The organism is Micromonospora sp. CNZ286 (genome assembly GCF_014207755.1).
The window spans coordinates 3,578,703-3,599,123 of record NZ_JACHIZ010000001.1 but is presented as its reverse complement, the minus strand read 5'-3'; the positions used below and the strand labels follow the sequence as shown (position 1 = coordinate 3,599,123).

Below are 20,421 nucleotides of genomic sequence, written 5' to 3'. Positions count from 1 at the left end.
CACAGCGTAGGCGGCGGCACCGACACGGCCGGCGCAGAGCGGCGCGTCAACCGCGGTGAGACCACCCGTCGGTGGAACGCTGTGGGTGCCTGGGGCCGCGCATGACACCCATGGCGCTCCACTCGTCGCCGGCCGGCGAGGGGGCCTGCGCGTCAGCGGCCGGCGAGCAGACGTTCGCGGACCTCGCGACGCAGGATCTTGCCGATCTGGGAGTACGGCAGCTCGTCGACGATCACGACCCGGCGCGGCACCTTGTACCCGGCCAGGTGGGTGCGGCACGAGGTCCGGATCGCCTCCGGGCTGCCGGCCACCGCCGGGTCGACCACCACCGCGGCGACGACCTCCTCGCCGTCGTCGGTGGGCATTCCCACGGCGGCGGCCTCCCGTACGCCGGGGACGCGGCGCAGCGCCTCCTCCACCTCGGACGGGTAGACGTTGAAGCCGCCTGTGATGATCAGCTCCTTGATCCGGTCCACTACCGTCACGAAGCCGTCGGCGTCCATGGTGACGATGTCGCCGGTCCGCATCCAGCCACCAGGCAGCAGCACCTTGGCGGTCTCCTCGGGCCGGTGCCAGTAGCCGGTGAACACCTGCGGGCCGCGGACCAGCAGCTCGCCGGCCTCACCCGGCGCGCGGTCGTGGGACGGGTCCTCCGGGTCGACGATGCGCACGTCGGTGGAGGGGAACGGCACGCCCACGGTGCCGGGCCTTCGGGTCGGCGCGACCGGGTTGCCCACTGTGATCGGGGACGTCTCGGTCATCCCGTACCCCTCGACCAGCAGGCCGCCGGTCACCTGCTCCCACAGCTCCACGGTGGCCGGTGGCAGCGACATCGCGCCGGACAGCGCGTACCGGATGGAGGTGAGGTCGACGCCGCGCTCGCGGGCGACGCTGGCCAGCTTCGCGTAGACCGGCGGCACCGCGGGCAGGAACGTCGGCGGGCGGCGGCGGACCGCGTCGAGCACCTGGTCGGCGTCGAAGCGGGGGAACAGCACCAGCGTCGCCCCGATGCTGACGGCGAAGGTGAGGCAGAGCGTCAGCCCGTAGGCGTGGAACAGCGGCAGCACCGCGTACACCGTCTCTGCGCCGTCGCGCAGGCCCGGCACCCAGGCCCGGCCCTGCGCGGCGTTGGCGCGCAGGTTGCGGTGGGTCAGCACCGCGCCCTTGGGCTCGCCGGTGGTGCCGCCGGTGTACTGGAGCAGCGCCACGTCCCCGGCCTCCGGCGCGGGATGCCCGGCGGGCAGCGGCCCGGCGGCGGCGACCAGCTCCGACCAGGGCAGCGCGCCGGGCGCGGGGGCGGTCATCGCGGCCCGCGCGGCGCGGACCTTCGGCAGCGGCACCCGCAGCGCCCACCGCTTGAGCCGCGGCAGCGCCGCGGTCAGGTCGACCGCCACCACGGTACGCACGGCGCCGCGTCCCGCCACGAGCGGCGCGACCTTGTCCCACACGATCGCGACGCCTGCGCCGTGGTCGGTGAGCTGCCGGTCCAGTTCGTCGGCGGTGTAGAGCGGGTTGTGCTCGACGACCACCGCGCCGAGGCGCAGCACGGCGTAGAACGCGACCACGTGCTGGGGGCAGTTCGGCAGCACCAGGGCCACCCGGTCGCCCGGGCCGACGCCGAGCCGGCGCAGCGCCTCGGCGGCGCGGGCGACCTGGTCGGCCAGCTCGGTGAACGTGGTGGTGGCGCCGTAGAAGTCGAGCGCGACCCGGGGGCCGAACCGTCCGGCCGCCTCGGTGAGCAGGTCGACGAGCGAGCCGTCCGGCTCGGCGATGTCAGCCGGCACCCCGGGTGCGTAGCTACGGGTCCAGGGTCGCTGGGCGGTCGCGTCCATCGCCGTTACTCCTCGTCGCGCGGATGACGCCCCCAGCCTAACTTAACCGCCCGGTAACCTACGCTTACGTAGGTTGCCGGGTCGGTCACACTCTCCGCAGGTCAGCGTCGGCGGGTCGAATGCTGGTGCACCACCTGCCGGCCCTTCACGATCCCGAAGATGATCACCGCGGCGAGCGCGATCACGCCGATGATGACGAGCCAGCGGACCGCCTCCAGCAGCAGCCCGAGCAGGATGAGCACACCGGCGACCACGCCGACCACCCAGAGCAACGCGCGCATGTCCCAGCCTCCCGTCGTACGGTGGGCCGTGCGCTTTCCCGCTGCTCGTGCGGCCATGCGCCGCCGGGTGGATCAGTGCCGGGCCACGTACACGGTGTTCGCCGCCTCCCGGCCCTGCAACGGGTTCGGGAACCGGACGACGTGCGCCACCGAGGTCGGGAACACCTCGGTCAGCGTGCGCTGGAACGCCGGATCCGGCGGGTCGTTCGACCACAGCGCGAAGACGCCCTCCGGATGCAGCAGCGCGGCCAGCCGCCGCAGCCCGTCGACCGTGTAGAACGCGGCGTGGCTGGGGTGCAGCACCTGGCGGGGGGAGTGGTCCACGTCCAGCAGGACCGCGTGGAAGCGGCGCCCGGGCTCGTCGCTGTCGAAACCGTCGCCGGCGACCGCGGCGAAGAAGTCCGCCCGCACGAACCGGGTACGCGGATCGGTGGCCAGCCCGGCGGCGAACGGCAGCAGATCCCGCCGGTGCCAGTCGATCACGTCCTCGATCGCCTCCACCACCAGCAGCGAGCGCACCCGGGGATCCTCCAGCGCGGTACGCGCTGTGTAGCCGAGACCGAGCCCGCCGACCACCACGTCCAGCGCGTCACCGGTCAGCGGAGCCAGCCCGAGCCGGGCCAGTTCGATCTCCGCGACCGGGAAGGCGCTGGACATGAGGTACTCGTCGTCGAGCTTCACCTCGTACACGTCGGAGTCCAGTGCCGGGTCACGGCGCCGCCGCAGGCTGATCTCGCCGATCGGCGTCTCCCGCCAGGCCAGTTCCTCGAAACGCGCGCCCACCCGGTGTCCTCTCCGCCGATCCGTCCCCGGATGCTACCGGCCGGGGCTCGGCCCGGCCCGGCGAAACGGGGGCGGACGGCGGTCAGTCGGCGGGGCGGGTGGCCACCACGACGGTGTCCAGCGCGTCGACTGTGCCGCCGTCGGTGGCCGGGACCGGCCGGCGGGTCGTCTCGGCCCGCTGCACACGCAGCCCGGCCAGCCCGTCGACCACCGACTCCGGCGTGATCAGCACGTCCGGGTCCTGCGGGCCGCCGATGCCGCCGGAGAGGTTGGCCAGGTCGTGGCCCACCACGACGAGCGTGCCGCCGGGGCGCAGCGCGGACTTCGCCGCGGCCAGCACCCCGGCGAACTCCGGCGCGGGCAGGTGCAGGTAGCTGATCAGCACGAGGTCGTAGCTGTTCGGCACCGGCCGGTACGCGGTCACGTCCGCGACCCGCCAGTCGACGGTCACGCCCCGCGCGGCGGCCAGCTCCCGCCCACGGTCGACGGCCACCGTGGAGAAGTCCACCGCGTTGACCCGCCAGCCCTGACCGGCCAGCCAGACCGCGTTGCGGCCCTCGCCGGCGGCGATGTCCAGCGCTGACCCGGGGGTCAGCCCGGTGACCGACTCGACCACGAAACGGTTGGGCTCAGCGCTCCACACCAGTCCGGGCGTGTCGGCGTACCGGCTGTCCCAGGCGCTGCTGTCCACTGTGTTCCCTCCTCTGGCGGCCCCACACCGCCATGGTGACCGTACCGGCCACGGCAAGCGCTCCCACGGCGAGTCCCCACAGCGGCGGCAACTGCTGCGCGAGCACGAACACGCCCATCACCACGACGAACCAGCCGAACCCCCGGCGCAGCAGGTCGGCCGGGATCCGGCCGGCGAGCCGGCCACCGAGCAGGCTGCCGACGACGGCGGCGGCGGTGACCCCGGCGGCCAGACCCCAGTGGATCTGCACGCTGGACAGGTAGCCGGCCAGGCCGGCGAACGACTTCATCGCGATGACGACCAGCGAGGTGCCGACCGCGATCGGCATCGGCAGCCCGCCCAGCAGGGCCAGGGCCGGCACGACCAGGAAGCCGCCGCCCGCGCCGACCAGGCCGGTGACCAGGCCGACGACCACGCCGTCCCCGACCACCCGCAGCATCGGCAGCTCGTGCGGCACCGGGCGGCCCTCGGCGGACCGGCGGCCGCGCAGCATCGCGACCGCGGTGGCGAGCATCATCAGAGCGAACCCGGTGAGCAGGACGCCGGCCGGGACGAACTCGGCCAGCCGGCCGCCCGCGTACGCGCCGGTCATGCCGGCCACGCCGAAGATGAGCCCGGTGCGCCAGCGGACCCGGTTCGCCCAGGCGTGCGGCAGTACGCCGACGGCGCTGGTCACGCCGACGACCAGCAGCGAGGTGGCGATCGCCTCCTTGGCGGGCAGGTCGGCGACGTAGACCAGCAGCGGCACGGCGAGGATCGACCCGCCGCCGCCGAGCAGGCCCAGCGTCACGCCGATCAGCACCGCGCCGGCCAGCGTCAGGACGAGAGTCGTCACTTGCGGCTCCCGTCACGCAACTGCCCGACGATCGTGTCGAGGTCGCAGCTCGCGCCGCGGTTGTACGGCAGCTTGCTCAGCAGCATGCCCATGGCGCAGGTGTTGGTGAGCGCGGCGAACGTGAGGCCCGCGCCGATGAACGCGGCGACCCACTTCAGGCCGGGCACGAACACCGACGCGACGATCGCGGCGAGCACGATCGAGCCGGCGACGAGGCGTACCTGGCGCTCCAGGTCCCAGCGCGGGCGGCCCTGGTTGACCGGCGCGTTGGTGACCTGCCAGGCCAGCATGCCGCCGTCGAGCACCTTCACGTTGGGCAGGCCGACGGTGCCGAGCGCCTGACCGGCCTGGCCGGCCCGGACGCCGGAGCGGCAGATCAGCACCACGTCCTCGTCCAGGTGGCTGCGCAGCTCCGCGCGGTGCTCCCGGAGCAGGTCCAGCGGCACGTTGTACGCGCCGGGGATGTGCGCCGCCTCGAACTCACCGGGCGTGCGCACGTCGAGCATCCGGGGCGTACGGCCGGCGGCGATCAGCTCGCGCAGGGTCGCCGCGTCGATGGTGGTGGGGGTGGTCGTGGTCATGCTCTGTCTCCTTCACGGGGTGTTTTCGGGCAGGCTCGGGCGCCGGCCGGCGTAGGGACACGCCGGCCGGGCGCTCGGGGAGAGGTCAGGCGGTGGGCGCCATGCGTACGCCGGCCTCCTCGGCCCGGCCGTACGAGTCGTCGATCAGCACCACGTCACGGCCGGCGTTGGCGAGCAGGGACGCGGCGGCGGTGGCCCGGTAGCCGGAGCCGCAGTGCACCCAGACGGTCCCGGCGGGGATGTCGGCGAGCCGCTTCGGCACGTCCGGCAGCGGCACGTGCACCGCACCGTCGACGTGCCCGGCCTTCCACTCGTTTGTCATCCGCACGTCGAGGACGACCTGCGGCTCGGGCAGCCCGGCCGGGGTCTTCCCGGCCTGCGCGGCGGCGAGCGCGCCGAAGTCGGCCACCGCCAGCTCCCGCAGCTGCGACGGGTCGCCGGTCCACTGCTCGGGCTCGCCGGTGGCCTGGGCGGCCGGACGGTCGATGCCGATGCGGACCAGTTCCCGCTGGGCGTCGGCGACCTGCTCCGGGGTCTGCGCCAGGAACGTGATCGGCACACCCCACTCGATCAGCCAGCCGAGCCACGTCGACATCGGCCCGTCCAGGCCGAGGCTGACGGTGCCGGCCAGGTGCGAGGCCGCGTACGCCTTGCGGTGGCGCAGGTCGACCACCCACTCGCCGGCGGCGATACGACGGCGCAGCTCGTCGGCGTCGGCGCGGGCCACCGGCGTGAGGTCGACCGGGGCGGGACCGGCGGCGTTGGCGACGCCCATGTGGGCGTAGTACGCCGGGTAGGCGTCCAGCCCGGCCAGCGTCTCGGTGACGAACTGGTCGGCGGCCAGCCGCAGCACCGGGTTGGCCTCCTTCTCCCGGCCGATCGTCGACTCGGGGGCGTCGGCCTGGCTGGCCGAGCAGAAGCTGCCGAAGCCGTGCGTGGGCCAGACCTGCGCGCCGTCGGGCAGCAGGTCGGCCAGCTTGCGCGCCGAGGCGTACTGGTGGTGCGCCAGTTCGTGCGCGTACTGCTGGCCGAGCAGGTCGGTGCGGCCGGTGGTGCCGAACAGCAGCGAGCCGCCGGTGAACACGCCGGCCGCCGTCCAGCCGCCGTCGGTGGCCTCGTCGAGCGCGTACGACAGGTGGTGGAACGTGTGACCAGGTGTGCCGATCACCCGCAGCCGCATCGTGTCGGACACCGGCACGGTGTCGCCGTCGGCGGCCGGGGTCCGGTCGAACTCGACCGTGTCGGCGGCGGCCACCAGGTACTGCGCGCCGGTGATCCGGGCCAGTTCCAGGCCGCCGGAGACGTAGTCGTTGTGGATGTGCGTCTCGACCACGTGGGTGATCCGTACGCCCTTGGCGCCGGCCAGGTACAGGACGCGGTCGATGTCGCGCTGCGGGTCGACCACGATCGCCACCCGGCCGTCGGAGGCGAGGTAGCTGCGGTCGCCGAGCGAGGATGTCGTGATGACGGACACGTCGAGAGTCATGCCGTTTCCTCTCATTGCCTATATACCCCGGGGGGTATGCGTGGGACAGTCTGCGGCCTGGGTCTCCAGGCAGGTGTTTACCCGCCCGCGTCGCTGTCACACGGCGCGGGCGGGACTCAGCCGGTCAGGCGGGCGTCGTCAGGCCAGGGACAGGAAGAGCTTCTCCAGCTCCTCCTCGGTCATCTCCGGCTCCTCGCCCGCCTGGCGGGCGGCGTCGCAGTAGCGCATGCCGGAGGCGATGATCTTGAAACCGGCCCGGTCGATGGCCTTGGAGACCGCGGCGAGCTGCGTCAGCGCGGCGCGGCAGTCCTCGCCGTTCTCCATCATCTCGATGACGGCGTTGAGCTGCCCCCGGGCCCGCTTGAGCCGGGTCAGCGCCTCGCCTGTCATCTCCGGTCGAAGATTCACGTCGTACCTCCTGCGCTCGAAGATACCCCAGGGGGTACCAGTGCCGCCACCCGTCAGGCGGTCTTGGCCCGGACCTCGTCCATGTCGAGGTCGCGCACGGCCCGGATCAGCTCCTCCAGTCCGGCCGTCGGCAGGGCGCCCGGCTGGGCGAACACCAGCACGCCGTCCCGGAACGCCATCAGTGTCGGGATCGACCGGATCTGGGCGGCGGCCGCCAGGGCCTGCTCGGCCTCGGTGTCGACCTTGCCGAAGACGATGTCCGGGTGCTGCTCGCTGGCCTTCTCGTAGACCGGCGCGAACGCGCGGCAGGGGCCGCACCAGCCGGCCCAGAAGTCGACCAGGACGATGCCGTCCCGGTTCACGGTCTCCGCGAAGTCGGTGGTGGTCAACGCCACGCTCGCCATCAGTACCTCCGTCGGTTTCGGGTTCCGGCATGTGTAACACACCCCGGGGGGTATCCATTCCGGGGGGTGGTGCCGGGCCGCTGGCTTGATCGACTCCAGGTCGGGGAGGTGGTGTAGTCCGGATGGGTGTGATCCAGCCACCGCGGCGTACTGGCGGAGCGGGCCGACAACTGAGGGTCAGTGAGGGACACGCAGGGTCGCCGGAACATCGACGGAGCGCTTATCCTGTGCGCCGGCGATCCCGGCGGAAGGGACACGATGGCGTCGCGGCAGGACCAGCTGCACTCGTACCAGTTCACCGTCCAGCGGGCGGTCGCCGCGCTCGTCATGCGGGAGACGGACCCGCCGCAGTCCCCGTTCCGCCGGCTGGCCGGCGCCGGTCTGGCCAGCGTCCTGGTCGCGGCGATCGCGCTCGGCGGCGTCGCCCTCTACGGCCTGTTCACCGGCGGCGGTGACTCGTGGCGCGAGACCGGCGCGGTGATCGTGGAGAAGGAGTCGGGCGCGCGATTCGTCTACCGCGACGAGAAGCTGCACCCGGTGTCGAACTACGCCTCCGCGCTGCTGATCATCGGAACGGAGCGGCCGAAGACGGTGCTGGTCGGCCGCCGCGCCATCGAAGGGGTGCCGCGTGGTCTGCCGCTCGGCATCGCCGACGCGCCGGACTCGCTGCCCGCGCCGAACCGGCTCGTCCGCGACGCGTGGACGCTCTGCTCGGTGGCGGGCGACGAGGCCGGGCGCGGGGAGACCGGGCGTCCGGCGGCGGGGCGCGGCGAGGCACGCTCGGTGCTGCTGATCGGGCGGGAGGCCGCCGGCGGCCGGGCGCTCGGCGACCAGGGCCTGCTCGCCCGGCACCCGGACGGCGGCCTGCACCTGCTCTGGCACGACCGGCGCTACCTGCTGCGCGACACGGACCGGGTGCTCGCCGCGCTCGCCGCCACCCGGGAACGGGCGGTGCCGGTGGCGGCGGCGCTGCTGAACACGCTACCGGCCGGCGCCGACCTGGCCCCGCCGCCGGTGGACGACCTCGGCGAGCCGTCCGAGCGGGTCACCGGTGCGACAGTGGGCGACGTCTACCTGGTGCGCAACTCCGGCGGCGGACGGCAGTACGCGGTCGCCAAGCGCGGTGGGCTGGCCGGCATCACCGAGTTGCAGGCGGCGCTGCTGCTGGCCCGCACCGGCCAGGGCGAGCCGGAACCGATCACGCTCGGCCGGTTCGCCGCGCTGCCGAAGCTCCCCGGTCTGGTGCCCGGTGGGGCGAGCGCGCCGCCCGCCGTACCGCCCCGGCTGGCCACCGACGAGGGCGCGCTCTGCGTGCGGGCCGGCGACGACACAGGCGTCCGCGAGCTGAGCCTGGGCGTCACCGCGCCGGACCCGAACGCCGCCGCGCGGACAGCCGGCGGCCGGGCCGGGCTCGCCGACGCGGTGGTGGTCGAGCCGGGACGCGGCGCGCTCGTGGAGGCGGTGCCCGCGCCGGGCGCGACCGGCGGCGCGATCTGCGTGGTCACCGACCTGGGCCGGCGGTACGCGCTGACCGGCGCGGACGTGCCGGGCATGCTCGGGTACGCGGGCGTGCGCCCGGCGCGGCTGCCGGCGGGCCTGGTGGACCTGCTGCCGGCCGGTAGCCCGCTCGACCCGGAGGCCGCCCGCACGGTCGCCGCGCCCGCCTGAGCGCCGAGCGCGCGATCCGCTGGGGAGAAAGAGCAGCGGTCAGCCGGCGGGGCGGCGCAGCACGCTCACCGCGAAGTCGGCGTCGTCCCGCCACGGCCGCAGGTCCCAGGTGGCGAAGCGGTGCTCGGGGCGCAACCCGGCGGCGACCGCGTCGGCGTCCAGGTCGGCCACCGGGTAGCCGCGGTCGGTGCCGAAGCCGACCACGACCAGGCCGTCCGGGCGCACGTGCGCGGCGACGCGGGCCAGCACGTCGCGCTCGGTGCCGGGGGCGAGGAAGACCATCACGTTGCCGGCCAGCACCGCGGCGTCGAACGGCTCGGCCTCGCCCTGGGCGGCCAGGTCCAGCTCGGCCAGGTCGGCGACCAGGAAACGGGGGCCGGGATGGTCGGCGCGGGCCGCCTCGACCAGCGTCGGGTCGGCGTCCACGCCCACGACGTCGTGCCCGCGCGCGGCGAGCGCGGCGGCGACCCGGCCGGTGCCGCAGCCGGCGTCCAGGACACGCGCGCCCGGCGGCACGAGCGCGTCGAGCAGCCGCGCCTCACCGGACAGGTCGGCGCCCTCGGCGGCGAGCTGACGGAACCGGTCCACGTACCACTGCGAGTGGCCGGGCTTCGTGTCGGTCACCCAGCGGGTCGGCTTGGCCATGGGGCCACCGTAGCTGATCTTGCGGCAACGGGTCAGGCGAGCGCCAGGAACGTGCCGGCGGCGAGCGGCCCGCCCAGCGCGACGCCGGCCAGCACCTGCGGCCAGGTGTGGTCGCCCAGCCGTACCCGGGACCAGCCGACGGCCGCGACGAGCACCCAGCCGAGGCTCGCGGCCGGGCCGGCCAGCGGCACCAGCACGGCGACGGTGGCGGCGGCCACCGCAGCGTGGATGCTCAGCTTCCACCAGTGGTTCACCAGCGCGCAGGCCGCGCCGACCACGAAGACCACGACGATCACGGCGAACAGTTCGGCCGGCGCGCGGACCGCCGCCAGCAGCAGCAACCCGGCCGCGACCGAGGCCAGCCCGATCGACAGCGGCCGGGCCCGCTGCGTGCGGTCGCCGACGTGCCGGTCGGTGAGGCGTCCCCGGCGTACGCCGTGCACGAGCACACCGATCGGGATGACGGCGCAGAACGTGAGCGCGATGCCGCCCCAGAGCAGGAACTGGCCCGCCGAGCGGCTGACCCGGGCGGCGGCGATCAGCGGCAGCGCGGTGACCAGGACGGTCGGGGCGAGCGCCTCGGTGAGCAGCCGGGCCGCCCGCGCGCCGGCCCGGCGCTCCCGTGATCCTCGCACCCGATCATCCTGGCACGGATGCTCAGCCCTTCTCGGCTCCGCTGGTGAGTCCCTCGGTGAGCAGGCGTTCCCCGGCGAAGAACAGCACCACGATCGGCAGCGTGAGAATGACCGAGCCGGCCATCAGCACGGTCTTGGGCACCTCCACGCCGTCGGCGAGCAGGGACAGCCCCAGCGACACGGTCCACCGGTCCGGCCGGTCGACCAGGAACAGCAGCGCGAACAGGTACTCGTTCCAGGCGATCATGAAGTCGTACAGCGCGACCGCCATCACCGACGGCGCCGCGAGGGGCAGGCTGACCCGGCGGATGATGCCGAGCCGGCCGGCGCCGTCGATCGCCGCGGACTCCTCCAGGCTGACCGGGATGGTCTCGAAGTAGTTCTTCAGCATGTAGACCGACACCGGCAGCGTCTGCGAGATGTAGACGAGCACCAGCCCGGTCAGCGACCCGCGCAGCCCGGCCCGGGTGAAGACCACGAAGAGCGGGATCGCGATGACTATGGACGGGAACAGGTAGACCGCCAGGAACAGCGCGCTGACCTGCCGGCGGCCGAAGAACCGCAGGCGGGACACCGCGTACGCGCCGGGGATGGCGATCACCAGGGTGAGCGCGGTGGCGGCGAGCGCCACCAGGCCGCTGTTACGGATGAACGTGAGGAAGCCCTGGCCGCCGTCGGAGACGGACTTCAGCACCTCGGCGTACGTGGCGACGGTCAGCTCGCCGAACGGCACCCAGAGCGAGCCGGGTTCGAGCAGCAGGCGTTCGATCGGGCGTACCGACAGCACCAGCATGTACCAGAACGGCAGCAGCGTGACCACCAGGAACCCGGCGATCACCAGCCGGCGCAGCCAGCGCAGGCTCACCGTCTCGATCCGGTCCCGGTCCATCACGCCTCCCGTCGCGCGCCGAAGAAGCGCAGGTAGATCGCCACGAACACGAGCAGCACCACGGCGAGCACGACCGCCTGGGCGGCGGCCGCGCCGATGTCGGTGCGGGCGGTGAGGAACTGGTAGACCCGGACGCTGACCACCTCGGTGCCGGCGGCGCCGCCGGTGAGCAGGTAGACGTCGTCGAACTTGTTGAACGTCATGATGAACCGCAGCACCCCGATCAGCGCGATCACCGGCATGAGCTGCGGCAGTAGGATGTGCCGGAACCGCTGCGTGGGTGTCGCCCCGTCGACCCGGGCGGCCTCCTCCAGCTCGCCGGGCACCGCCTGGAGCCGGGCCAGCAGGAACAGGAACGCGAACGGGAAGTAGCGCCACGCCTCGAACGCGATCACCGTCCAGAGCGCGGTGGACTCCTGGGACAGGAACGGCACCGGGGAGTCCCAGCCGAGGAAGCGCCGCCCCCAGTCGTTGACGATGCCGAGCTGCGGGTCGAGCATCACCTGCCAGACGAACGTCATGGCGACCACCGGCGCCACGTACGGCAGCAGCATCGACGCGCGCACCAGCGTGCGGCCCCGGAACGGCCCACGTACGGCCAGCGCCGCCACCAGGCCCACCACGATCGAGCCGGCGGTGCCGCCGACGCTGTAGAGCACAGTGGTCCAGAGCGTGTCGGCGAACCCGGGCGTGTGCAGCACCCGGTCGATGTTGTCCAGGGTCAGCTCGCCGAACAGGCCGGTCTTGCGCAGCGTCGCCAGGCGTACCCGCTGGAAGGCCAGCACCACCGTCCAGACGATGGGTATGCCGATCACCGCGACCACGACGAGCAAGGTCGGGGTGACCAGCGCGAGCCCGGCGCGGGACTCGCGGCGGCGCAGCGTCAGCGGGCGTCGGCCGGGTCGGCGGGGTCGCTCCGGCGCGGGGGAGCGGCCGGCCTCCGGCGCGGTGGTGGTCAATTGACGCCCTTGGCTATCGCTTCGACGTCCTTGCGGGCGCGTTCGGCGGCGGCGCGGGCGTCGGACCTGCCGCCGACGACGTCGGCCAGCGCCTTGGGTACGGGCAGCTCACCGAGGATGGCGCCGACGAGCTTGCCCTGGTTCTCGGTCAGGCCCCAGCGCTGGAACGTGTCGGGGCTGCGCCGCAGCGTGGCGAGCACGTCCTCGCCGTAGACCTCCGACAGCGGCTTCTTGGTGTCCACCCCGGCCGGGCTGGTGTTCCAGGCGGTCCGGAACTTCTGCTTGTCCTCCGGGGTGCCGGTGCGCACCGGGAAACGCCCCTCGGGGGACATGCCGAACCAGCGCGGGTAGCCGTCGGAGAGCATGTACTCCACGAACGACTTCGCCGGGTCGGCGGCGCCGTCGAGCACCGCCCAGGAGCTGACCTCGCCGTACTGGGCCGGCTCGGTGCCGTTGGGGCCCTTGATCGCGGTGACGAACCCGCTGTTCTTCGCGAGCCAGGCCGGGTCGGACTGGCACTGCGGGCAGGTCGGCCGGGCGTCGGCGCGCAGCCCGGCCAGCTCGTCGAGGATGAACGGCGACCAGATCAGCATGGCCGCCTTGCCGGCGAAGTAGGTGGCCCGGGTGGTGTCGACGTCCTGGGCGCCCTTGACGGAGTTGTTCCGCATCAGGTCGCCGTAGAAGCGGAACGCCTCAACGCACTCGGGGGAGTCCAGAGTGACATTGCCGGAGTCGTCGGTGAGCCGGCAGTTGTTCGCCAGCGCCAGATGCTCGAACGTTTGCTGGGTGAACACGTCACCGGGGGAGGTGGCCGCGGTGATGCCGGCGACGCCACCGGTGTTCAGCTTCGCCGCCGCGGCGGCGATCTTCTCGTACGTGTCGGGCGCCGGCAGGCCGGCGGCGGCGAACAGGTCCTTGCGGTAGACGAGCAACTGGCCCCACCCGTCGCTCGGTACGGCGAGCTGCGTGCCGCCGTCGCTGGTGAGTTCCAGCGCGCGGGGCGTGAACGTGTCCCGGCCGAGCCGGTCGACGACGGCGGCGTTGGCGTCGGCGTCGAGGAGTTCGTTGGCGGACAGCGTGCGCACCCCGGCCAGTGAGACCGAGCCGACCACGTCGGGCAGGTCGCCGGCGGCGGCGCTGGAGGCGATCAGGGACGGGAACTGGTCCTCGTTGACGGTGACCAGGTTGACCTTGACGCCGGTCTTGGCGGTGTAGTCGGCGATGATCGCCTTGGTGGCGGCGACGCGGTCCGCCACGTCTTCCAGGCTCCAGACGGTGATCTGCGAACTGTCGGATTTCTGCCCGTCGTCGCTGCATGCGGCCACGCCGGTCCCGGCCAGTGCCAGGATCAGGCTGATTGCGAGCCGCCGCGTGGAGGGTGATGACATCGGTGGCACTCCTCTCGAAAGAGCACGGCCTGCCGCTAATACCCATCGATTCATCAATCGAATCACATATGCCCATTTTTTGGGTTAGAATCGGGGTCGGCACTTCACTCGGAGCGACGCCATGAGCAACTGGGTTGTCTCTCTGGCCGGGCCCCGGCACGTACGCCTGGAGCCCTGCCCCACCGACCGGCTCGGTCCGGGCCAGGTCCGCGTCCGCACCCGCTACTCGGGCATCTCCGCAGGCACCGAACTGACGCTCTACCGGGGCAGCAACCCGCGACTGCGCAAGGACTGGGACGCCGGCTCCCGCATGTTCGTGCCCCGCCAGGCCGCGCCCGCGTACCCGGTGGTGGGTTTCGGTTACGAGGAGGTCGGCGAGATCGTCGAGGTCGCCCCCGACGTGGCCGGGCGACGGCCCGGCCAGCTCGTCTGGGGGATCTGGGGGCACCGCGCCGAGGCCGTGCTCCCCGCGACGGCCGCGCATCCGCTGCCACCGGGCCTCGAGCCGCTCGCCGCCGTGTTCGCCCGGCCCGGTGCCATCGCGCTGACCGCGGTGCTCGCCGGTGACCTGCACCTGGGCGACTGGGTGGGCGTGTTCGGGCAGGGCGTGATCGGGCTGCTCGGCACGCGCCTGGCCGCGCTCTCCGGCGCCCGCGTCGTCGCCGTCGACCGGATGCCGGGCCGGCTCGCGCACGCCACCCGGTTCGGCGCGCGCCGGGTGGTCGACGCCGCCGCCGACTCGCCCGCCGCCGCGCTGCGGGCCGCCACCGACGGCCGGGGCGCCGACGTGTGCCTGGAGCTGTCCGGGTCGTACCCGGCGCTGCACGAGGCGATCCGCGCCACCGCGCACGCCGGGCGCGTCGTCGCGGCCGGCTTCTACCAGGGGTACGCCCACGGGCTGGAACTCGGCGAGGAGTTCCACCACAACCGGATCCAGCTCGTGGCCGCCCAGGTCTCCGGGCCGGACCCGGCACCCGGCACGGCCGGCCGGTGGTCCGGGACGCGGATCGCACACACCTTCATGGACCTGGTGGCCGAGGGCAGCGTCGACCCGCTGCCGCTGGTGAGCCACGTCGTCGACGCGGGCGCGGTGGCCGACGCCCTGGCGTTGCTCGACCGCGGTGACGGTGACGTCCTCCAAGTGGTGCTGAGGTTCTGATGGACATTCCACTCTCGTGCCAGGAGCAGTTGCTTCCCGGCACCGACCTGACCCGGAAGTACGCCCTCGCCGTCTCCCTCGGCTACCAGGGCATCGAGCTGCGCGGGCGGGGCGACCTGGCCCTGGCCCGGCGGCTGCCGGAGCTGCGCCGTGCCCGCGCCGCCGGCGTGGTCATGCCGACCGTCTGCGTCGAGATGGACCACTTCATCGGCGACTTCGACCCGGCCCGTTCCCGCGACGCGGTGGACAACCTGCGCTCCCAGCTGTCGGTGATCGCCGAGCTGGGCGGCGTCGGTGCGATGACCCCCGCCGCGTGGGGCATGTTCTCCTACCGGCTGCCCCCGTTCGAACCACCACGCTCGGCTGACGGCGACCGGCGGGTGCTCGTCGACGCCCTGGGCGAGCTGGCCGGGCACGCCCGCGCCGAGGGGGTCACCGTGTTCCTGGAACCGCTCAACCGGTACGAGGACCACATGGTCAACCGGCTCGACCAGGCCGTCGAGCTGTGCCGCACGGTCGGGTCACCGGCGCTGCGGGTGGCCGCCGACACGTACCACATGAACATCGAGGAGGACGATCCGCACGCCGCGCTGCGCGCCGCCGCGCCGTACCTCGGGCACGTCCAGGTCAGCGACTCCAACCGGCACCAGCCCGGCGCCGGACACCTGGACTGGGGCGCGCTGCTGGCCACGCTCGACGCGATCGGCTACACCGGCTGGCTGGCGCTGGAGTGCCGGCTGCGCGGCGAGCCGGTCGCCGCGCTGCGCCAGGCCGCCACCGCGCTGGCCCAGGCCCGTCCCCGGCGGGCCGCCGCATGACGCTGACCACCGGGGTACGCGCCGACGCCGACCGCCACGCCCGGCTGCGCCGCCTCGCGCTGGCCACCCTGGACGCCAACTGGGAACACGACCACACGGTCCCCTCGCGCACGCTCTACCCGCACCAGTGGAGCTGGGACTCGGCGTTCATCGCGATCGGCCTGGCCCACGTCCGCCCCGACCGGGCCTGGCGGGAGCTGCGCACGCTGTTCGCCGCGCAGTGGGTCGACGGGCGGGTGCCGCACATCGTGTTCAACCCGGCCTCGCGCGCCGGGCCGTACTTCCCCGGGCCGCAGTTCTGGGACTCGGCCCGCGCCGACGGCTCACCGGCCCGGGCCACCTCCGGGATCGTCCAGCCGCCGGTGCACGCCCCGGCCGCCTGGCTGGTGCACCGCCGCGCGCCCGGCGAGGCGTCGGTGGCCGCGCTGCGGCGGCTCTACCCGAGGCTGGTCGCGCAGCAGCGCTACCTGACCGGCCGGCGCGACGCCGGCGGCGGCGGGCTGGCGTCGATCGTGCACCCGTGGGAGTCCGGACTGGACAACAGCCCCGCCTGGGACGCGCCGCTCGCAGGGGTGCCCGCCGACGAGGCGGTGATGCGCGCGTACCGGCGGCACGACACCGCGCACGCCGACGCGGCGCAGCGCCCCACCGACCTGGACTACGCGCGGTACGTCGCGCTCGTGGAGAGCTACCGGGCCGGCCGCTACCGGGACGAGGGCCTGCTCGGACGGCATCCGTTCCTGGTGGAGTGCCCACTGGTGAACGCCGCGCTCGGCGTCTCCGAGTACGCCCTCGCGCGCATCGCCGCTGTGATCGGCGCCGACCCGGGGCCGCACCGCGACCGGGGCGCCCGGATCACCGAGGCGCTCGTCACCCGCCTCTGGGATCCGGTCGCCGGCACGTTCCGTCCCCGCGACGTGCGCGCCGACCGGCTCGTGCCGGCCCGGACCGTGCTCGGGCTGATGCCGCTGGCGCTGCCCGAACTGCCCGCCGCACAGGTGTCGGCGCTGCTGGCCGAGGCGTGCTCGCCGCGCTTCGGGCTGGCCGCCCGGATGGACCGGCCGCTGCCCACGTACGACCGCACCGCGCCGGACTTCGAGCCGCTGCGCTACTGGCGCGGCCCGAGCTGGATCAACACCGGCTGGCTGCTCTGGCAGGGACTGCGCACCCACCGCCGCGTCGACCTGGCCGCCGGGCTGCGCGAGTCGCTGCTCGACCTGGTCGACCGGGCCGGCTGCCACGAGTACTTCCACCCGGACACCGGCGCCGGTCTCGGCTCACCGGCGTTCAGCTGGACCGCCGCGCTGGTGCTGGACGCGCTCGCCCAGGAGTGACAGCGGTGGGCGCCGGGCACGCCGGCGCCCACCGGGCCGTCCAGGGCTCAGGCGATGCCGGCCGGGGTGGCGCCGCCGATGCGCAGCGCCGACATCGGCGCGTCGTCGATCGCGTAGCCGAGCGCGTCGACCACCTCGACCACGCCGCTGACCTGCCGGGTCAGCCGGACCGCGAGCTGCGCGGTGGACCGGCACTCCACCTGGCCGGTGAGCGTCACCACGCCCCTGTCGACTGTCACGTCCACCACGCCGTCGCGGACGCCGAGGCTGCGCCACAGCACCTCCTCGACCACGTCCCGCCGGATGCCGGCGTCCGGGCGCAGGTGCACCTTGAGCAGGTCGCCGCGGGTGACGATGCCGACCAGCCGGCCGAGGTCGTTCACCACCGGCAGCCGCTTCACGCCGCGCGCGTCCATCAGCCGGGCCGCCTCCACGATCGTCGCGTCCGGCGTGATGGTGACCGGGGGAGCGGTCATCAGGTCGGCGGCGAGCGTCGCGCCGGCCTTCGCCCGCGCCTCGCGGCGGTGCCGGTCCGGCAGGATCCGCCGCTCCCGGGGCTGGCCCAGGAACTCCACCTTGTACATCAGGTCCGCCTCGGACACCACGCCGAGCACCCGGCGGGTCTCGTCCACCACCGGCGCCGCCGTGACGTGCCGTCCGGTCAGCACGTCGACGATCTCCCGGTACTCCGTGCCCTCCCGTACCGACGCCACGTCCCTGGTCATCACGTCCTGCACCTGCCACGTACGCATGGCGAACCTCCCTGTGTCCGCCTCCGACGCTAGGCGGCGGCGACGGGCCGGAGCAGGGGCGCAAAGACCAGGTCAGGGGGCCGGAGGTCCCGAATCACCCAGCCGCGACGGGCTCCGCGACCTCGTCGAGGGGCGGCTCGGCGGTCAGCAACTCGGCCGGCACCGGCTCGACCTCCACCCGGCAGTCGTGGAACGTGGGCGCCTCGCCCAGGTCGGTGTCCCGGACGCCGGTGACCGCGTTGACGGTGGACCGCCCCGGGCTGCGTCGCGCCCAGTACGCCTTGTACGTGAACGCGCACCCCGGCCGGGTCGCCTCGTCCACCGCCACCGCGGCGAGGAACGCGCCCCTGTCGTTGTGCACCCGTACCGCGTCGCCGTCGGCGAGCCCGCGCGCCGCCGCGTCGTCCGCGTGCAGGTGCACCAGGGGCGGCCCGGCGCGGCGGGTGTGCCACGGCAGCGACGCGAACGTGGAGTTCATCAGGTAACGGTTGGCCGGGGTGAGCAGCGTCAGCGGGAACCGGCGGGCCAGCTCCGGGTCGGCCGCCTCGGCCGGTGGCGTGTACCCGGGCAGCGGGTCCACCCCGAGCGCTGCGAGCGCCGGGTCGTGCAGCCGGGCCCGCCCGTCCGGGGTGGGGAAACCGCCCTCGGCGTACGGCGCGGAACCCACCGGCACGCCGGTGAGCCGGGCGTACGTGCGCTCGCGCAGCTCCTCGTACGTGATCGGGGCGTCGGCCAGCAACTGCCGGGCCAGGTCCTCGTCGCTGTCCCGGAACGCCGGGTGGTCGATCCCGAGCGCGGCGGCGATCCGCCGGAAGATCTCGGTGTTCGGCAGCGCCTCGCCCGGCGCGCGGGTGACCGGCAGGTTCAGCGTCGTGTAGTGGTGCCCGTAGGACGTCTGGAGGTCCAGGTGCTCGGGCTGCATGGTGGCCGGGAGCACCACGTCGGCGTAGTCGCAGGTGTCGGTCCAGCGCTGCTCCAGCACCACTGTGAACAGGTCGGCGCGGCCGAGCCCGGTCAGCAGCCGGGCCTGGTCCGGGGCGGTCGCCGCCGGGTTGGCGTTGAACACCACCAGCGAGGTGACAGGCGGGTCGGCCTCCTCGGTGAGCACCGCGGCCAGCCGGCTCATGTTCAGCGACCGGGCCGGCGGGGCGGGCATGCCGGCCGGCCGGATCACCGGGCCGTTGTCGACGCGGTGGTGGCCGCTGGTGGTCACCAGCGCCCCGCCGCCGGGGTACCGGAAGTCGCCGGTGACCAGCGGCAACGCGCAGATCGCCCGGATCGCCTGCCCGGCGCCGTGGTGCCGTTGCAGGCCCAGCCCGACCCGTACCGCTGTGGGCCGGGTGGTGGCGATCCGCTCACCGAGACGGCGGATCGTCCCGGCCGGCAGGCCGCACTCGGCGGCGGCCCGCTCCACCGGCCAGTCGTCGAGCCGGGCGCGCAGTTCCGGCCAGCCGGTGGTGTGCGCGGCCAGCCACGCCTCGTCGGCCGCCCCGGCGTCGCGGACGTGCCGCATCAGCCCGAGAGCGAGCGCCGCGTCGGTGCCTGGTAGCGGCGCGACGTGCTCGTCGCTGCGGGCCGCCGTGTCGGTGCGCAGCGGGTCGATCGTCACCACGTACGCGCCGCGCTCGCGGGCCTGCTGCACGAACGGCCACAGGTGCAGGTTGGTGACGAGCGGGTTGGCGCCCCAGAGCACGATCAGGTTCGCCTCGACGATCGACTCCGGTTCGAAGCCGACCGAGGCGCCGTAGAGCGAGCGCAGCGCCGCCCGCGCCGCCGCCGTGCAGATGGTGGTGTCCAGCCGGGACGCGCCCAGGTGGGCGAAGAGCCGGGGCCCCATGGTCCAGCCCTGAACCAGGCCCATGGTGCCGGCGAAGTAGTAGGGCAGCACCGACTCCGGGCCGTCCCGCTCGATGCTCGTGCGCAGCCCGGCGGCCACCCGGTCGAGGGCCTCGTCCCAGCTCGCCGGCCGGTACGCGACCCGGCCGGTGCCCTTCGGGCCGGTGCGGACCCAGGGCGTGGTGAGCCGGTCCGGCCCGTTCACCGCGTCCAGGTAGCGGTTCACCTTGCCGCAGAGCGCGCCCCTGGTGAACGGGTGGTCGCGGTCGCCGCGCAGCGCGACCGCCCGGCCGTCGTCGACTGTGAGCTGCCAGACGCAGGTGTCCGGGCAGTCCAGCGGGCAGGCGCCGGGGTGGGTCGTGACGGGGGCCATGGGCGGATGCTACCGACGCGACCGGTCACCTGCCCTCCGACTTTTCCGCCTCCCGCTGGGTGGGGCGTTTGGCCGGGGTGGGGGCGGGTACCCGCCGGGGCCGACCGCTGTGGGCGTGGTGCCCGCCGGCGGCGAGGGGAGGGGTGGGATGCGGTTCCCCCTGTTCGTCGAGGCGGTGGCGCGGCGGGCCGAGTTGCCCACTGACGAGGCCGCGACCGTCTCCCGTGCCGTGTTGCAGACCCTCGCCGACCGGATCACCGCGGACGAGACGACGGACCTGGCCGCGCAGCTGCCGGACGACGTGGGCGGCTATCTGGAGCCCGCCGGCACCGCCACCACCGGTGGCGCTGTCGACTTCCTGTACCGCGTGGCCGAACGCGCGGCGGTGGACCCGGCGGTCGCCGAGGTGGGTGCCGTCGCGGTGCTCGCGACGCTGCGCGACACGGTGACGGTGGGGGAGTTCCACGACCTCGTCGCGCAGCTCCCGAAGGGCTTCGACGCCATGGTGGACCCCATCCCACGACCGCCGTACGATGTCTGAGCAGGCTCCCCGCGATCCGGGTCGAGCTGCGGCACCGAGGCCGTCGCGGCGAAAGATTCCACAGCCTGGAAGTATTTTCACCGTAAAATAATTTGTCGGTTGTCACGTACGCTGAAAAACGTC

At 73.9% G+C, this 20,421-nt stretch carries 21 protein-coding genes; 5 read left to right on the top strand and 16 right to left on the bottom strand.

Annotated features, from left to right (window positions below; translation table 11 throughout):
* Window positions 1-152: 152 nt before the first annotated feature.
* From FHX31_RS16370 to trxA, 9 genes are all read right to left on the bottom strand, one after another.
* Window positions 153-1,832 (bottom strand): long-chain-fatty-acid--CoA ligase, encoded by a 1,680-nt coding sequence (locus FHX31_RS16370; RefSeq protein WP_151013863.1) that lies wholly within the window; start codon window positions 1,830-1,832, stop codon window positions 153-155.
* Between the two features lie 101 nt (window positions 1,833-1,933).
* Window positions 1,934-2,113: a hypothetical protein gene (locus tag FHX31_RS16365; protein ID WP_013285924.1), complete on the bottom strand. Its 180-nt coding sequence runs from the start codon at window positions 2,111-2,113 to the stop codon at window positions 1,934-1,936.
* Between the two features lie 72 nt (window positions 2,114-2,185).
* On the bottom strand, window positions 2,186-2,896 hold the full coding sequence (locus FHX31_RS16360; protein ID WP_013285925.1) for a polyamine aminopropyltransferase: 711 nt from the start codon (window positions 2,894-2,896) through the stop codon (window positions 2,186-2,188).
* Window positions 2,897-2,978: 82 nt separating this feature from the next.
* The gene (locus tag FHX31_RS16355) at window positions 2,979-3,587 is read right to left on the bottom strand and encodes a class I SAM-dependent methyltransferase (protein ID WP_013477081.1); all 609 of its coding nucleotides are present in this window, start codon (window positions 3,585-3,587) and stop codon (window positions 2,979-2,981) included.
* The gene (locus tag FHX31_RS16350; protein WP_184976696.1) at window positions 3,526-4,422 is read right to left on the bottom strand and encodes a sulfite exporter TauE/SafE family protein; all 897 of its coding nucleotides are present in this window, start codon (window positions 4,420-4,422) and stop codon (window positions 3,526-3,528) included. Before FHX31_RS16350 ends, FHX31_RS16355 begins: the two co-directional genes overlap by 62 nt.
* Window positions 4,419-5,003 (bottom strand): rhodanese-like domain-containing protein, encoded by a 585-nt coding sequence (locus FHX31_RS16345; protein ID WP_091328448.1) that lies wholly within the window; start codon window positions 5,001-5,003, stop codon window positions 4,419-4,421. Before FHX31_RS16345 ends, FHX31_RS16350 begins: the two co-directional genes overlap by 4 nt.
* Before the next feature lie 85 nt (window positions 5,004-5,088).
* Entirely contained in the window at window positions 5,089-6,489 is a 1,401-nt protein-coding gene (locus tag FHX31_RS16340; protein WP_047891264.1) for an MBL fold metallo-hydrolase, read from the bottom strand.
* Window positions 6,490-6,627: 138 nt separating this feature from the next.
* Window positions 6,628-6,897, bottom strand: coding sequence for a metal-sensitive transcriptional regulator (locus tag FHX31_RS16335; RefSeq protein ID WP_013285930.1), 270 nt, complete (start codon window positions 6,895-6,897; stop codon window positions 6,628-6,630).
* A gap of 53 nt (window positions 6,898-6,950) precedes the next feature.
* Window positions 6,951-7,301 (bottom strand): thioredoxin, encoded by a 351-nt coding sequence (gene trxA / locus FHX31_RS16330; RefSeq protein ID WP_013285931.1) that lies wholly within the window; start codon window positions 7,299-7,301, stop codon window positions 6,951-6,953.
* A gap of 258 nt (window positions 7,302-7,559) precedes the next feature.
* Here trxA and eccB point away from each other — a divergent pair, with 258 nt between their 5' ends.
* Window positions 7,560-8,969 carry a type VII secretion protein EccB gene (eccB, locus tag FHX31_RS16325; protein WP_184976695.1) on the top strand — a complete coding sequence of 470 codons (1,410 nt, stop codon included), beginning with the start codon at window positions 7,560-7,562 and terminating at the stop codon, window positions 8,967-8,969.
* Between the two features lie 39 nt (window positions 8,970-9,008).
* Here eccB and FHX31_RS16320 read toward each other — a convergent pair whose 3' ends face one another.
* From FHX31_RS16320 to FHX31_RS16300, 5 genes are read right to left on the bottom strand one after another with little or no spacing between them, the layout of a single operon-like run.
* Window positions 9,009-9,614, bottom strand: coding sequence for a class I SAM-dependent methyltransferase (locus tag FHX31_RS16320; RefSeq protein WP_184976694.1), 606 nt, complete (start codon window positions 9,612-9,614; stop codon window positions 9,009-9,011).
* Window positions 9,615-9,646: 32 nt separating this feature from the next.
* Window positions 9,647-10,249 (bottom strand): phosphatase PAP2 family protein, encoded by a 603-nt coding sequence (locus tag FHX31_RS16315; RefSeq protein WP_013477075.1) that lies wholly within the window; start codon window positions 10,247-10,249, stop codon window positions 9,647-9,649.
* A 22-nt stretch (window positions 10,250-10,271) separates the two neighbouring features.
* Complete coding sequence (locus FHX31_RS16310) at window positions 10,272-11,138, bottom strand: carbohydrate ABC transporter permease (protein WP_013285935.1); 867 nt, start codon at window positions 11,136-11,138, stop codon at window positions 10,272-10,274.
* Complete coding sequence (locus tag FHX31_RS16305) at window positions 11,138-12,097, bottom strand: carbohydrate ABC transporter permease (RefSeq protein ID WP_123110392.1); 960 nt, start codon at window positions 12,095-12,097, stop codon at window positions 11,138-11,140. Before FHX31_RS16305 ends, FHX31_RS16310 begins: the two co-directional genes overlap by 1 nt.
* Window positions 12,094-13,485: an ABC transporter substrate-binding protein gene (locus FHX31_RS16300; RefSeq protein ID WP_123110393.1), complete on the bottom strand. Its 1,392-nt coding sequence runs from the start codon at window positions 13,483-13,485 to the stop codon at window positions 12,094-12,096. The genes FHX31_RS16305 and FHX31_RS16300 overlap by 4 nt, the downstream gene beginning before the upstream one ends.
* A gap of 121 nt (window positions 13,486-13,606) precedes the next feature.
* Here FHX31_RS16300 and FHX31_RS16295 point away from each other — a divergent pair, with 121 nt between their 5' ends.
* From FHX31_RS16295 to FHX31_RS16285, 3 genes are read left to right on the top strand one after another with little or no spacing between them, the layout of a single operon-like run.
* Window positions 13,607-14,644: a zinc-binding dehydrogenase gene (locus tag FHX31_RS16295; protein WP_123110394.1), complete on the top strand. Its 1,038-nt coding sequence runs from the start codon at window positions 13,607-13,609 to the stop codon at window positions 14,642-14,644.
* A complete protein-coding gene (locus FHX31_RS16290) occupies window positions 14,644-15,462 on the top strand; it encodes a sugar phosphate isomerase/epimerase family protein (protein WP_184976693.1) in 819 nt (272 codons plus the stop codon). The genes FHX31_RS16295 and FHX31_RS16290 overlap by 1 nt, the downstream gene beginning before the upstream one ends.
* Window positions 15,459-16,796: an MGH1-like glycoside hydrolase domain-containing protein gene (locus tag FHX31_RS16285; RefSeq protein ID WP_071095336.1), complete on the top strand. Its 1,338-nt coding sequence runs from the start codon at window positions 15,459-15,461 to the stop codon at window positions 16,794-16,796. The genes FHX31_RS16290 and FHX31_RS16285 overlap by 4 nt, the downstream gene beginning before the upstream one ends.
* 47 nt (window positions 16,797-16,843) lie before the next feature.
* Here FHX31_RS16285 and FHX31_RS16280 read toward each other — a convergent pair whose 3' ends face one another.
* Window positions 16,844-17,548 (bottom strand): CBS domain-containing protein, encoded by a 705-nt coding sequence (locus FHX31_RS16280; protein ID WP_184976692.1) that lies wholly within the window; start codon window positions 17,546-17,548, stop codon window positions 16,844-16,846.
* A 94-nt stretch (window positions 17,549-17,642) separates the two neighbouring features.
* On the bottom strand, window positions 17,643-19,757 hold the full coding sequence (locus tag FHX31_RS16275; protein ID WP_184976691.1) for a molybdopterin-dependent oxidoreductase: 2,115 nt from the start codon (window positions 19,755-19,757) through the stop codon (window positions 17,643-17,645).
* A gap of 148 nt (window positions 19,758-19,905) precedes the next feature.
* Between FHX31_RS16275 and FHX31_RS16270 the strand changes: the two genes are divergently transcribed.
* Entirely contained in the window at window positions 19,906-20,298 is a 393-nt protein-coding gene (locus FHX31_RS16270) for a DUF2267 domain-containing protein (protein WP_013477067.1), read from the top strand.
* Window positions 20,299-20,421: the final 123 nt, after the last annotated feature.